Source organism: Desulforamulus hydrothermalis Lam5 = DSM 18033 (assembly GCF_000315365.1).
GTDB classification, from domain to species: Bacteria; Bacillota; Desulfotomaculia; order Desulfotomaculales; family Desulfotomaculaceae; genus Desulfotomaculum; species Desulfotomaculum hydrothermale.
Genome location: NZ_CAOS01000008.1, coordinates 38673 through 51960 on the forward strand (window position 1 = coordinate 38673; position 13288 = coordinate 51960).

Genomic DNA, 13288 nt, shown 5'->3' on the forward strand with positions numbered 1-13288 from the left:
AGATTCGCTATTATTTTATTAAATCCTTTTAACAAAGATGTTGCATTTTAAATTTTTTTCTGTAAGTATTTACATAATTAAGCAAGCGAAAATGGTTTTATTAACCGTTATTTGAAGTACGCCCGGAAGAAAAGGCAATATTAAAAATTTACTGGGATCACATTGAAGTACTTAACCAGAATTACAAATTGATTGGCAGTTTTACGCGCCCATATACCCACAAGACCGCGGATGTTCCTTGGAATAAGGTACCTCGTACCCGGTTTGATGGACACTCCGAACTGAGATAAAATTAAACCATCGGAGGTGCCACGAAATGAGTAACAAAGGCAGAAAATACAACAAAGAATTTAAGTTAGTAGCTGTAAAGAGGAGGAAAATGCTATTTTAAAGGCTCTAAAATAAATGTTGGGGTGACAGGAAAAAGAAAAGCATTTGGTCGAATACCTTAGTCGCCAAACCAAACCCTCAAAGAGGAGGTATTCTTCCAAATGCAATTTCAGTCTATCAGAAATTTTATTAATTTGAAAGATGTTATTATTAGCAATGTTGAGCATTTTGACAGCCACTCTGAAATCTCTCTATCAATGCCCGTTAGACCCCATAAGTGCCCTGCTTGTGGGACATTAACTAAATCTATCCATGACTACCGAACTCAAAAGATTAAGGATATTCCCTGGCTAAATAAACCCCTTTACTTAATATATCGCAAGCGACGATATAACTGCCGTAAATGTAACAAGAAGTTTTACGAACAAGTTGACTTTATCGGTAAATATCAAAGAATGACTAAACGACTGATTATGGCCGTTGTGGATAGGCTCCGCTCAAACTCCAGTATGTGCTCTGTCGCTGATGATTTTTCTCTCTCTCCATGTACTATCACTAGAATCTTTGATTACCTATCCTATAGCCTTAAGGAATTGCCTACTGTCCTCTCTATTGATGAGTTTAAAGGCACTACTGACAAAGGTAAATACCATTGCATTCTGGCTGATCCCATTAGTTCCAAAGTCCTTGACATCCTTGAAAGCCGTACCCAGGATTATCTGGTTAGCTACTTTAAAAAGTTTAATAATCTCGATAAGGTTAAGTATGTTGTTATTGATATGTGGGGCCCTTATAAGCGGGCTGCCGAACTGGTTTTTCCTAACGCTACGATTGTTATTGATCGCTTTCACTACGTCAGAAACTGCATTTGGGCTATTGATAAGGTCAGAAAACGTGTTCAGCAGTCTTTACCTTATGAAAAACGCCGATTTTTAAAATTCAGCCGTAGACTCCTTCTCTCAAGACCCGATAAGTTAAGCGATGATTCTAAAATCAAATTGGCCAACATCCTTCGTTTTAATGATGAACTTAGAGTTTCTTATCTTTTGAAAGAACAGTTCATGGATTTTGTAAAGGCAAGTTCCTCTGTTGAAGCAGAATCAAAACTTAACCGGTGGCTAAATCTCGTTAAACAACATAAAATCAAAGAATTTTACTACCTGGCTAATACAATCGTAAACTGGAAAACTGAAATTCTAAATTCATTTGATGTCCCTTACTCAAATGGGTGTATTGAAGGCTACAACAACAAAATTAAAGTCATCAAGCGTAATGCTTTTGGTTTTAGAAATTTTAATAGATTCCGCTCACGTATTCTTCACTGCTGCGCTTAATTTTGGACATAAAAATATGGCGACAGGTATCCGTAGACACCTGTCACCCCAACATTTGACATAGAGCCTTTTAAAAAAGCAGCGGCCATCTTCGCAAACCCCCGAAAATAAGATATCAATTTATAGATGCACACCGCTTCGAATTCAGGGTGGAGAAGATATGCCAAGTGCTTGAAGTGTCAAGAAGCGGTTATTATAGCTGGCGTAAAAGGCCAAAAAGCAAACGTAAAAAGGCTAATGAAAAATTGTTGGAAGAGATCAAGGACATCCATAGAAGATCCCTGGGCCTATACGGGGTCAGGAAGATCACTAAGGAACTAAACAACAAAAAGAAGATAAAATGTGGTCATAACCGGGTATATAAGCTCATGAAGGAAAACGGATGGTTTTGTCAACACAAAAGTTGACCACTTGTGATAAAGTAAAAGTTAACCGGCCCCGATATTAAATGGTAAAGTGACAGATAATTCTGCCTGCAATAGCACTTATCATTATTCATTATTAAGTTGTTGAGATGTGTTTGCTTTGGTAAAAACTGTTCCTTAAGCGGTGCGGGTGGGGAAACTTTTCGTTTGTAACGTGTGACCTCTTCCACAGAAGGGAGTGTACAAAATTTTGTGTAATTGGATTATTCCGTCAGATATTGGGTAGGCTTATAGTGGCTCTTACCTGTCGGGAGGATAGGGCGTGGCTTTGGAGCAACCCGAGCGCCCGCAGGGTTCTGCCGGAGGTAGCTGGGAATATTATTCCCAGTTTTCTTCCTTTTATGACTATCTCCGGAAGAACTAAAGCGATAAACCCGTTACCTAACCCATTGTTTTTAGGCAATCCCTGGCTGAACTCTATCTCCAAAGTATATTGCAAGTTGGGAGATACAATTCCTCATTCCCGGATTGGCGTAGTCCACTTCTTTGAGATTGATTCTGTTGCCAGCATCGTAAGTTGGGTAAACAGTTTTTCTTGGCTTCTTAAGCCCATTTGTTTTATGGGATGGGAATTATGCAATTGGCTCTAATTACCCTTTTTACCCCGGTGATTCAGTTTAATGATTGCCTGGCCGCGCAGCTTTAAAGCCTGCAAGTATATGTATTCGGCGTCATAACCGGCAGGCCTGATATGCGGCATTCCCGGAATATAAATCTCTCGAATCCTTCAATCCGGCTGAACAACAATCCTTAAGTAAAATGCAGTTACAACAACTGAAGGAATTACTATGGGTTGAGCAGGCATACAATCTCATATTGCTTAGGTCTCCTGGAGTCGGAAAAACCCATTTGGCTATTGGCTTGGGTATTGAGGCTATTCGCCGGGGGTATAAAGTCAGCTTTATTCAGATGGATGCCCTGATTCACCTGTTTAAGACTCAGGAAATCACCCGCAGCGGCCGGGTTAGGATCAAACGGATAATTTCCTCAGACTTGGTCATAATTGATGACCTGGGCATTCCCGCCTCTAACGCAATAACGATGTTTTACAAGCAGATCATTCTCCGAAAAGGTCTGCCTTTTGAGGTGAAACTTCCGGATCATCCGCTCGACGTCAGCCGCATGACAACAGAACAGCTGAACACGGAGCTGGAAAAGGGCTATGCCCAGATGCAAAACGGACAAACGCTTTCGGCCGAGCAGGCGTTTGCTGATATCCGCAAGAAATACGGCGTATGAACTATGAAATTCAGTTAACCCCGGAAGCTCAAGATGACCTGCGCAACATTTTTGAGTACATTGCGCACGATTTGCAGTCTGTTTAGCATGCGGCAGGTCAGCTTGACCGTCTGGAGAAAGGAATCGCTTCGCTGCATCAAATGCCGGAGCGTTTCCGCACATACGGCAAAGAGCCGTGGCACAGCCGCAATCTGCGCATCATGCCCGTGGGCAATTATCTGATTTTTATATTCCGGATCATGATAAAGGGATGGTCACAATCCTTCGGTGTTGATTGTCAATAGATTTGACCCACCTTGTGCAAATAAATCTGACCCACCTGAATACCCAAAATAATAAAACAATTACCGAATGAGAGAAGCATGATTGGGTTAATTGCTTCGCCTCAAATCAATGATACCGGCTGCTGCCACCTGTCAAGGCAGCAAAACTTTAGCATTTGAAGGCTCCGTTCAAGCTCAAAAGAACATGAGGTTATAGGTTTTCATTTTAACAGGTTGTTTTCTGGTTTTGGCAGGAAGAACGACTCCTATCTTTGCGTCAGCAATACCGGGATATGCCTGTTTCGGTTTTTTACGATCAGCTAGTGGACCAAGGCGAGATCCTGCCCAAGGAAGTTTCTTACGCTACGGTTTACCGGTACACGGGCTGATTGCCAGAGATGCACCTGCAAAGCAAGAAAGAAAACGTTTTGCTTATGATAAAGTTAATATTTTGCGGCAGGGTGATATGTCAGTAGGACCGTATCTTTTGCTTAACGGCCGGAAAACCAAGACTTTCCTCTTCGGGTTTATTGATGATTGCTCCAGAATTGTGCCCTTTGCCCAGTTTACTGTCTCCGTGAAGTTTGATGCCCTTAAAAACGTATTCAAGGAGGCCTTGATCAGACGGGGCATACCTAAGATTGTATACGTTGATAATGGCAAGATTTACCGGGCAGATACTTTTCATATCGCCTGCGCCGGTCTGGGGATTGTGTTGACCCATACCAAGCCTTATGATGCGGCCAGTAAAGGGAAAATTGAGCGTTTTTTCGGTACGGTTAAGACCAGGTTTTTTCCACTTTTAAAACCTTCAATTTCACGCATTAGTCTGATATACTCTTGCTGAGGCACTGTCAACAACCTTTCTTTCCCCCTAACCGTCATTGTGTGGCAACTTTAACGGTAGGGTAAGAGTATGCTGTTGGCAAGTGTCTTTTTTATTACTGCCGATGGCAATCAAACTCTAAAGTTTTTGGTTGCCAAACTCCTTTGTCAAACGTAACGCTAATTAAACGGTTTCAATTCCTTATAGGTAGGCTAATAACTGGTTAGCCTGGTTAGCCTGGCTTCCCAAGTGTTTCAATTCCTTATAGGTAGGCTAATAACGTATACTCGTCGAATTTTGCTTTACCGTTGCCGATGTTTCAATTCCTTATAGGTAGGCTAATAACGTAAATCTCGGACGGAAGGCGACCTTTTTGCACGGTTTCAATTCCTTATAGGTAGGCTAATAACCCTTCCAGGTGGACCGGCATGTTATCAATGCGGATTTTGTTTCAATTCCTTATAGGTAGGCTAATAACCTATTGTCACCTGCAGTTCCTCACGTTTTTCCTTGTTTCAATTCCTTATAGGTAGGCTAATAACGTCTTGAGAGAAGGAGTTGTGACCGTCAAGTACTTTTGAACAAATTTCGGTAAATAATTTTTAGCATCTAATTATTTCCAAAAATGGATTTGCGATGTTTGATTCGGTAGCTGTCACCACTTAAATGAACCACCTCACTTTTATGGATTATGCGATCCAAAATTGCGGTTGTAATTGCCGGATCACCGAGCAACTCTCCCCAATCTTCAGGACCTTTGTTAGAGGTAATTATCAGAGAGGTTTGGCCATAGAGCCGGTTGACCAGTTGGAAGAACATATTGGCTTCATTGCGGTCCATGGCCATAAACATCAGGTCATCAATTATGACCAAGTCTGAGGAAATTATCCGTTTGATCCTAACCCGGCCGCTGCGGGTGATTTCCTGAGTCTTAAACAGGTGAATCAGGGCATCCATCTGAATAAAGCTGACTTTATACCCCCGGCGAATAGCCTCAATACCCAAGCCAATAGCCAAATGGGTTTTTCCGACTCCAGGAGGCCCAAGCAATATGAGATTGTATGCCTGCTCAACCCATAGTAATTCCTTCAGTTGTTGTAACTGCTTTTTACTTAAGGATTGTTGTTCAGCCGGATTGAAGGATTCGAGAGATTTATATTCCGGGAATGCCGCCCATTTCAACCGCTTTTCCTGGTGTTTTTCTTCCCGTTTATGCAGCTCATACTGGATGAGTTGATGTAGAAACTCCCGGCAGGTAAGTTGTTTGGCCTCTGCGTCTATTAAAAAATCATCAAGAATCTTTGCTGTTTCAGAAAAATTCAACAACTTCATTTGCTGTTTTAATTCAGCGGTTACTCCTGGCATATCAGGCCTCCATTCATAATTTGTTGATAAATTTTAATATCTCGCACCTGAGGTTTGGTTTTCAGTTTGCTTCGGTCTGTTTCGTCTAAAGGCTTAATTTCTGGTGAAACATCTTTATATACGGGTTTTCCCAAAGTATCCTGTTCTTTAAAATGCTTTACAGCGTCAACAAAATCTGTTGCACTAAACAACTTGTGTTTCAAACAATATCCCAGCGCCTTTGCAATTACCTGCGTGCTTAAATCCGTGATATTTTGCTGGATTAATTGCAACTGATCCCGGATATATCGTGGTTTTTGTTCCCGGATTTTTTCGAGAAATGCTCTGGCCTGTGAAGGGTCGTTAAAAAGGTTAGCTACACTGTCAATATACTTGTCAATTCCCTTGGAACGGTCCCGGCTGTGATTATTATTTTTAATCAGCTTGCCTTTTTCATGACATATATTGTGCCTGGCCAGTTCCTGGCGGTAGCTTGGTCATAAATTACCAGGACATTATCATCAACTACTTCGACCAAGACTTCTTTATCCATGCCGTCGTATGTTCCCAACGGAACCGAGTAGCGATTGCCGTTGTACCAAACAGTATTGTCTTTTCGAACTCGTCTTGTTATACTATTGGTACAACTTATTTCCATTTTTTCAAGAACCGGTCGAAGGTGTTGTTTTTCGAGTACGAACACTTCCGCCGGTATTTTCTTTGTCGTGTTATGCTTCTTTCCGTTACCTGTCCGTTCTAGCCAGGCCAAGCAATCTTCGTTTAGCTTGTCCAGGTTAAAAAACATCCGATGTTTAGCAAAGTTCTTTTTTACGTATCCCACTACGTTTTCTGTCCGTCCTTTGCTCTCTGGGTCCTGTTTACGGCACATGTAGATTTGAAAACCCCGTTTTTTCGCATAAGCGGCAAATTCATGCGTCATAATCAGGTCTCCGTAGTTTTCGCTGACCAGGATAAGATGATCTTGGTCGTAGACAATCTCTTTTGTCATACCACCAAAGTATGCAAAAGCATTTTCATGAATCTGGATAACATCTGCCGTTGTAAAGGGCCGGTCAAGCCACGCCACGTATTTATACCGGGAATGGGACAGCACAAAGGTAATGAACCAAAGTTTGATTAGATTCCCTTTGATATTTTTAAGTTTGGTCTCACCAAAATCAACCTGCATCTGATAACCCATGGGCGGGTCTTCGACGGCTTCGTACTGCCTTTTATGTATGGTTTTCGGGATATCATGCTCCTTTCTTAATCTAGATACATAATTTCTTACGGTACTCTCACAGACATCTACCTCCGGGTGCCTTTCTAATAACCAGTCCAGTACCTGAGCTGCTGAAAAATCCGGATATTCCTTAAGCCACGATAAAATTTCTCCACCAACACAGTCCAGCTTTTTCTGCCGGGTCTTCAATTCTTTAATGGCCTTCTCTAATTCATCTGGCTCAAGCCTTTCGTACTTGTACACGGTATTTCTGGAAATGCCTAAATGTCTGGCTATCTGTGATACATTTAATCCTAACTCCTTAAGCCGGTGTATTTCTAAATACATGCTCCACCTTTCCGCAATTTTCATTATACCCTCTCCCAATGATGATTGAATTGCCAGTTCAATCATACAGGAAAGGTATATTGTGGTAAATACTGTTCATTTTTATTTAGCGGAATCTGTTAATTATATTTTAGCGGTTACAGAGTCTGCGGCTGAGCCTATCCAGTTTCAATTCCTTATAGGTAGGCTAATAACTTGGTTATCCTGACGTTTTTCGATATAGGAAAAACCGGGTTTCTGGAGTTGTCAAATTTGGTTTAGTCCCTAAACTCGTAATTTTAGAAAATGTTAATAAGTGGATTCCTTCTGGAAATACTATATTCAGCTCTTATCTACTGGCAGGATAGGGCAATGCTGGAGAGCAACCCGAGCGGCCAGTAGAGTTCTGCTGGGGATAGCCAGGGAATCGTTTGATTACCCTGGTATCTTCTTTATCTATCCCTGGGAGAACCAAGCGGTAAACTCCGGGGGTTCGGGGGCAGAGCCCCTGAATAATTAACGTATACGCTTTTACACTGCCTGGGGCAGGTTTTCCTGGTAATAGTGTGAACGCTTAACCAAGGGCGGATAACCTCCGTTAGTAGTGTAAATTCGTTTTCGGTTGTAATAAATTTCTATAAATCTAAACACTATGCTTTTTACAGTCTCCATTCTCATGGTTTCGGTTTTGAATTTGTTAGTGCTTTCTTTTTTTAATGTGGCAAAAAAGGACTCCATTCTGGCATTGTCATAGCATTTTCCGGTTTTGCTCATGCTCTGAACTGCTCCATACCTCGCTAAGACGTCACGGTAAATCCGGCTGGTATACTGGCTTCCTCTATCACTATGAAAGATCATACCGAAAGCCTGGTATTTCTTAACTGCTGAAGTGAAAGCATCTACACAAAGCTCTGCCCTCATATGATCAGCCATTTTAAACCCTACGATAGCTCCGTCAAAACAGTCTAATACTGCGGCTACATAAAGCTTGCCATCAGCTGTTGGGATTTCTGTAATATCCCCAAGCCATTTTTGATTGGGCGATGAGGCGGTAAAATCCTGTTGAATCAGGTTTTCACTGGCTTGTGCCGCAAGATCTGCTTTGGTTATTCCTCTGCTGTGGTGTTTCTTCTTCAGCATGAGATGGTGAATTTTACAGAGCTTAAGGATTACATAATAACTGCCGGTATAGCCTTGATAAAGTTTCAAATGGAGATAGATCCTGTGCGCTCCATAGTCTGGGTTGGCTGCACGAATTTGACGGATCTTAGCCAAAAGCTCATCGTATTTGTTGGGCTTGGACTGCCTTTTTAACCACTTGTAATATCCGGTTTCACTGACGCCTAATACCCTGCACATGGTTTTTATGCTGTGCTTGGTTTTCTCTTTGGTTTTGTGCAGCCATATCCACTGAAAAAGTTCTCGTGCAGCTACTTCTTTTGGCTCCCTGCGAAAAAACCCAAGGCTCTTTTCAAAATATCATTAGCAGCTTCAAGTTCTTTGATCTTTTTTTCCATTGCCCGAATTTCAGCTGTTTTAGGATCAACACGCTTATGCCCGCTGCCAACAAAAGCAATCACTCCATACCGTTTTGCGTTGTTTCGCCATGTGTATAGCGTTGTTACTGGAATTCCCAGCTTCTCTGCGGCCGCTGTCGGCCCTATTTCGCAGGATAACTTGATGGCTTCTTCTTTAAAGTCTTTGTCATACTCTCGCATCTGGATTACCCTCTTCCTTTTTATGATATTTTTCCCAGAATTACGAGTTTTCTGACTCAACTAAAATGCCTCTACGCCATGCCGACTTTGCTGCAGCGATTGGGCTTGTTCACAAAAGTATGCAAAGTTCGACGCCCCGAAACAAAGGGAAAAGTGGAACGAGGCGTTCAATACGTAAAAAACAACTTTCTTCCTGGCAAACGCTTCGTTGATTTACAGGATCTCAATCAACAAGCCCTACACTGGTGCGAGCGGATTAACCGCCGTATTCATGGAACAACCGGCGAACGTCCCATCGACCGACTCCGTGAGGAAAATCTGTCGCCTATCCCTTCAGCTGAACGATGGGAAAAATACTTGCATGAACCAAGACAGGTCAGCCGAGACGGATTTGTTAGCTACGATGGTGTACGATATGGGGTTCCATGGAGGTACAGTGGACGTGAGGGTACCGTGCGAGAAGTGAATGGGTGGGTGGAAATCTGGGCCGACGGCACATGTATTGCTCGACACCAAAAGGTCTATCGATCCCGTGCAACTGTTTTTTGTGAAAACCAGTATGCAGGTCTTACGACTGCTCAAGGATATGCCTATCCACGTCCGCAAGCCCGACAGATTTCATCGCAGCAAGTGGAAGTGCGTTCGCTGGATGTCTATGAGCAGCTGACGGGGGGTGGGAGCATGATTGAACTGGAACAAGCACGGCTACGTCTCGAGGAACTTGGGCTTCAGCAAGCGGCTCTACTCTTGGATGCCCATTTGGAAGCGGCAAGTCATGGACAGCCCACCTATCTGTCCTTTCTCAACATGCTTCTAGATGCAGAGATAGCGGAACGTCAAAAACGGAATATGGAGGTACGCACCAAACTCGCACACTTGCCTTACCGAAAAACGCTGGAGGAGTTCGATTTTGCTTTCCAACCCAGCATTGACGAACGGTTGATTCGAGAGCTGGCCACGATGACTTTTGTAACCCGACACGAGAATGTCTTGTTCTTAGGGCCTCCCGGAGTAGGAAAAAGTCATCTGGCGGTGGCGTTGGCTGTAGAAGCCATCTCGCAAGGGATATCCGTTTACTTTGTCAGTCTCTCGCAACTCATCGAAGATCTGCGAAAAGCTTACACGGAAAACAGGCTGGATAAACGCCTACGCATCTATATTCGACCAAAGCTCCTGATTATTGACGAAATTGGTTACTTACCGTTTGACAGTTTGGCAGCTAACCTCTTTTTCCAGGTAGTAAGTGCAAGATACGAGAGAGGGAGTATTCTGTTGACCAGCAACAAGAGTTTCGGTGAATGGGGGGAACTGATGGGCGATCCGATACTTGCTACGGCTATCCTGGATCGGCTCTTACACCATTCCCACATCGTCAATATTAGGGGGAATAGTTACCGACTTCGTGAGAAGATGAGGACTGGAGCCTACGGCTCCCCCTCTACCACCTAACCAACAAAAAATCGCCGGGTGGGTCAATTCTAAACCGGCGATGGTGGGTCAAAATAAAGTCGGCGTTGACAGCCTTATTATGGCAGGCTTTTAAAGAAAACTATAGAAAAATGCAGAAAATAGAAATATCGGCGAAAATACAAGAAGTCTTACGTGCTAATAATTTTTTAAGGGGGATAAATTAAACATGTTAACCATTAAAAACAAGTTAACTATTATATTAATGTCTATCGCATTAATTCCTACGGTAATAAGCGTGGTTATAATTTCCTTGTATTTGCAAAAAGCAGTACAAAAAGACTTTATAGATAACACAACGGAACAAATACAGCAGGTTAACAATGCCATTAATCTTTTTTTTCAAGGAATAGAAGAAAACTGTCAGTTTCTTTCTTCCAACGATTTTCTTCCAACGATATAGTAAAAAGTGCTGATAATACTCTAACATCCTATGTGGAAATAGATGGAGATGCAGACGGCTTAATTCAAATGACACCTGCATCGAATTCGGGTATAGAAAATAAAATATATAATTTCTATGCTAATTTTGCTCAAACACATCCTAAAGCTCAATACGTTTACATGGCCACCACCCAGGGTGGGTATGTTCAATGGCCGGAAGGTAAAATTATGGCGCATTTTGATCCGAGGGAAAAACTGTTTTATAAAACCGGTATGGAAAGCAACGGTAAACCGGCCAGAACAAAACCATATTTTTTCCCTGCAGATAAAATATTTCTCATCAGTACAGTGACCAAAATAACAGATAGCTCAGGTCAAGTTATAGGGGTTCAGGGGCTTGATGTAAGTTTAAAAAGCATAACAGATTTGATTAAGGACATTCAAATAGGTGAAACGGGTTATATTATCTTGACTGACGGTGATGGCAACATTATTGCTGATCCTCGGAAGGCCGAAAGGAACGGCAAAAATATTAAAGAGCTTAAAGTTGAGCAGTTAAACGACGTACTACAACAAAAAACAGGTACCTTAGAGGCAAAAATTGACGGCAAGGAGTCTTTAATAAATATTTATACATCTCCGGAAACAGGTTGGAAATTTATCGCTATAGTAGAAAAAGCTGAAATGATAGCTAAGTACACCAAAATGATCAATTCATTGTTATTGATCTTAGTAATATTCTTGGGGATAGTTTTTTTTGTCTCCAGAGTAATGTCGAAAAAGATTTCTCATCCAATTATTGCTTCGGCAAACTTTGCTAAGGAAATTGCTAATGGAAACCTGGCAATTACCCCCATTAATATAAACCAAACTGATGAAAACGGCATGTTAATCGATTCGCTAAATAAAATGCAAAAACATTTAAAAGAAGTTATCGAGGGCATACAAAATGCAACCGGAGAACTGGCTTCGTCAACTAAAACTCTTGCAACCCATGCCCAACAAACTTCAGCCGGCTCCTCAGAAACGGCAGCTACAGTAAATGAGATAGCTGCTACAATTGAACAAGTAGCAAGTAATGTACAAAAAGTCGCTGGTTTGTCAGAAAAAGTTTCCAGGGAAGCTGATCAAGGATTCAATAGCGTCCGGCAGATAACCGGTCAAATACAAAACATTGCTTCTTCCAATGACCATGCATCCCAAGTGGTAAATGAACTTTCACAAACTTTAAATCAGGTTAATCAAATTGTCGAATTAATAACCAATATTGCCGAACAAACCAATTTACTTGCCCTAAATGCAGCCATTGAAGCAGCAAGGGCCGGAGAACAGGGGCGTGGTTTTGCAGTTGTAGCCGAAGAGGTAAGAAAACTGGCGGAACAATCAGGCGCCGCCGCTAAAAATATAAATGACTTAATTGTAAGGGTTCAAACAGAATCAAAAAAGGCAGTACAGGCGATGAGCGAAGGCAATATCCAGGTTAAAGAGGGGGTTGCGGTGGCTGAGCAAGTTGGTAAAAACTTTAGCGGCATTACTGATTCCATAAAAATTCTGGTTGAACAAATTCAAAGCATTGCTGCTGCTTCCGAACAGGTTGCCGCAGGAATACAAAACGTAACTGCCACGGCAGAAGAACAAACTGCCGCCATGGAAGAAGTATCAGCCGCTACCGAGCAAATCAATAAAATGGCAGACAACTTAAATAATATGATTAAATGGTTTGCAAAGTAATGGCATACCATATCTAGTATTGCTTCAAATCAAAAGCTTCCGGCCTTTTTGCCGGAAGCTTTAAGATTTTAGCTTAAGCCGCCAGCACTTTGCAAGCGCTATTTTTTCATACATTTCAATGCTTAACTGAATTAGCATATAGTCAATGTTAAGTAAATAATGGTAGAATAAAAAAGTTATCTTTTTTATTAGTTAATCCGAAATATAACCAGCGTGTGGTGAAAAGTTTGTTTATTTATGTGTTTTCCATTGTACTTATTGTGGCCTCAAATGTTCTATATAATATATGCCAGAAATCAACACCGGAAAAAGCTAACCCTTTTTCAGCATTACTTGTTACATATTTAACCGCAGCAGTTTTAACCTTAATTGCATTTCTGTTTTCCAAAAACGATAAGAGTTTTTTTCAGTCATTTGCAGATTTAAATTGGACCAGTATAGTGCTTGGTTTTTCGATTGTTGGTCTGGAATTGGGGTATTTGCTGGCGTACAGGGCAGGCTGGAAAATCAGTGTTGGGTCTTTAGTGGCTAACATAGCCCTGGCCCTCATGCTGATACCAATAGGAATATTCTTTTACAAAGAAGGGTTTGGGCTTAATAAAATACTGGGGGCGGTTTTCTGTATCATTGGCCTTATCCTTATAAATAAATAGAAATTACATCATGTTAGTTATTCCC

12 protein-coding genes, 4 pseudogenes and 1 CRISPR repeat array are annotated in these 13288 nt (G+C 41.7%); of the genes and pseudogenes, 10 read left to right on the plus strand and 6 right to left on the minus strand.

Going from position 1 to position 13288, the window contains the following annotated elements:
* Nucleotides 1-491: 491 nt before the first annotated feature.
* Nucleotides 492-1664: an ISL3 family transposase gene (locus DESHY_RS05410; protein ID WP_008411033.1), complete on the plus strand. Its 1173-nt coding sequence runs from the start codon at nucleotides 492-494 to the stop codon at nucleotides 1662-1664.
* Between the two features lie 176 nt (nucleotides 1665-1840).
* Nucleotides 1841-2071 (plus strand): IS3 family transposase, encoded by a 231-nt coding sequence (locus DESHY_RS14855; RefSeq protein ID WP_420795111.1) that lies wholly within the window; start codon nucleotides 1841-1843, stop codon nucleotides 2069-2071.
* A gap of 413 nt (nucleotides 2072-2484) precedes the next feature.
* Here DESHY_RS14855 and DESHY_RS14860 read toward each other — a convergent pair.
* Nucleotides 2485-2609 (minus strand): annotated as a pseudogene (locus tag DESHY_RS14860) (IS256 family transposase); the annotation flags it as partial.
* A gap of 233 nt (nucleotides 2610-2842) precedes the next feature.
* On the opposite strand from DESHY_RS14860, the pseudogene DESHY_RS14805 reads away from it, so the two are divergent.
* The 3 genes and pseudogenes from DESHY_RS14805 to DESHY_RS05425 all read left to right on the plus strand — a co-directional run.
* Nucleotides 2843-3049: pseudogene (locus DESHY_RS14805) on the plus strand (ATP-binding protein); the annotation flags it as partial.
* A 33-nt stretch (nucleotides 3050-3082) separates the two neighbouring features.
* Nucleotides 3083-3328 carry a type II toxin-antitoxin system RelB/DinJ family antitoxin gene (locus tag DESHY_RS14810; protein WP_337999091.1) on the plus strand — a complete coding sequence of 82 codons (246 nt, stop codon included), beginning with the start codon at nucleotides 3083-3085 and terminating at the stop codon, nucleotides 3326-3328.
* A 514-nt stretch (nucleotides 3329-3842) separates the two neighbouring features.
* Nucleotides 3843-4399 (plus strand): annotated as a pseudogene (locus DESHY_RS05425) (transposase family protein); the annotation flags it as partial.
* 208 nt (nucleotides 4400-4607) lie between these two features.
* Nucleotides 4608-4959: direct repeats of the CRISPR family, unit length 30 nt; unit sequence GTTTCAATTCCTTATAGGTAGGCTAATAAC.
* 67 nt (nucleotides 4960-5026) lie between these two features.
* Here DESHY_RS05425 and istB (DESHY_RS05430) read toward each other — a convergent pair.
* The 5 genes from istB (DESHY_RS05430) to DESHY_RS05445 form a co-directional block, all read right to left on the minus strand.
* On the minus strand, nucleotides 5027-5749 hold the full coding sequence (istB, locus tag DESHY_RS05430; protein ID WP_235695531.1) for an IS21-like element helper ATPase IstB: 723 nt from the start codon (nucleotides 5747-5749) through the stop codon (nucleotides 5027-5029).
* Nucleotides 5750-5769: 20 nt separating this feature from the next.
* Nucleotides 5770-5985, minus strand: a complete 216-nt coding sequence (locus DESHY_RS14395; RefSeq protein ID WP_008409514.1) for a hypothetical protein — start codon at nucleotides 5983-5985, stop codon at nucleotides 5770-5772.
* 215 nt (nucleotides 5986-6200) lie between these two features.
* A complete protein-coding gene (gene istA, locus DESHY_RS05435; RefSeq protein WP_008411043.1) occupies nucleotides 6201-7355 on the minus strand; it encodes an IS21 family transposase in 1155 nt (384 codons plus the stop codon).
* A gap of 486 nt (nucleotides 7356-7841) precedes the next feature.
* Nucleotides 7842-8717 (minus strand): IS3 family transposase, encoded by an 876-nt coding sequence (locus tag DESHY_RS05440; RefSeq protein WP_337999092.1) that lies wholly within the window; start codon nucleotides 8715-8717, stop codon nucleotides 7842-7844.
* Between the two features lie 23 nt (nucleotides 8718-8740).
* Complete coding sequence (locus DESHY_RS05445) at nucleotides 8741-9028, minus strand: transposase (protein ID WP_008411046.1); 288 nt, start codon at nucleotides 9026-9028, stop codon at nucleotides 8741-8743.
* Nucleotides 9029-9106: 78 nt separating this feature from the next.
* On the opposite strand from DESHY_RS05445, the pseudogene DESHY_RS05450 reads away from it, so the two are divergent.
* The 5 genes and pseudogenes from DESHY_RS05450 to DESHY_RS05470 form a co-directional block, all read left to right on the plus strand.
* Nucleotides 9107-9514, plus strand: a pseudogene (locus DESHY_RS05450) (Mu transposase domain-containing protein); the annotation flags it as partial.
* A gap of 195 nt (nucleotides 9515-9709) precedes the next feature.
* Nucleotides 9710-10477, plus strand: coding sequence for an IS21-like element helper ATPase IstB (gene istB, locus DESHY_RS05455; protein WP_008409491.1), 768 nt, complete (start codon nucleotides 9710-9712; stop codon nucleotides 10475-10477).
* A gap of 187 nt (nucleotides 10478-10664) precedes the next feature.
* Nucleotides 10665-10898: a hypothetical protein gene (locus DESHY_RS05460; protein WP_008411049.1), complete on the plus strand. Its 234-nt coding sequence runs from the start codon at nucleotides 10665-10667 to the stop codon at nucleotides 10896-10898.
* A gap of 32 nt (nucleotides 10899-10930) precedes the next feature.
* Entirely contained in the window at nucleotides 10931-12610 is a 1680-nt protein-coding gene (locus DESHY_RS05465) for a methyl-accepting chemotaxis protein (RefSeq protein WP_008411051.1), read from the plus strand.
* Between the two features lie 227 nt (nucleotides 12611-12837).
* Nucleotides 12838-13263 (plus strand): EamA family transporter, encoded by a 426-nt coding sequence (locus tag DESHY_RS05470; protein ID WP_048817916.1) that lies wholly within the window; start codon nucleotides 12838-12840, stop codon nucleotides 13261-13263.
* Nucleotides 13264-13288 lie beyond the last annotated feature (25 nt).

Excerpts from the sequence above, each read along its gene's own strand:
- DESHY_RS05410 (WP_008411033.1), top strand. The coding sequence starts at position 492 with ATGCAATTTCAGTCTATCAGAAATTTTATTAATTTGAAAGATGTTATT.
- istB (WP_235695531.1), bottom strand. The coding sequence starts at position 5,749 with ATGAAGTTGTTGAATTTTTCTGAAACAGCAAAGATTCTTGATGATTTT.
- istA (WP_008411043.1), bottom strand. The coding sequence starts at position 7,355 with ATGAAAATTGCGGAAAGGTGGAGCATGTATTTAGAAATACACCGGCTT.
- DESHY_RS05445 (WP_008411046.1), bottom strand. The coding sequence starts at position 9,028 with ATGCGAGAGTATGACAAAGACTTTAAAGAAGAAGCCATCAAGTTATCC.
- istB (WP_008409491.1), top strand. The coding sequence starts at position 9,710 with ATGATTGAACTGGAACAAGCACGGCTACGTCTCGAGGAACTTGGGCTT.
- DESHY_RS05460 (WP_008411049.1), top strand. The coding sequence starts at position 10,665 with ATGTTAACCATTAAAAACAAGTTAACTATTATATTAATGTCTATCGCA.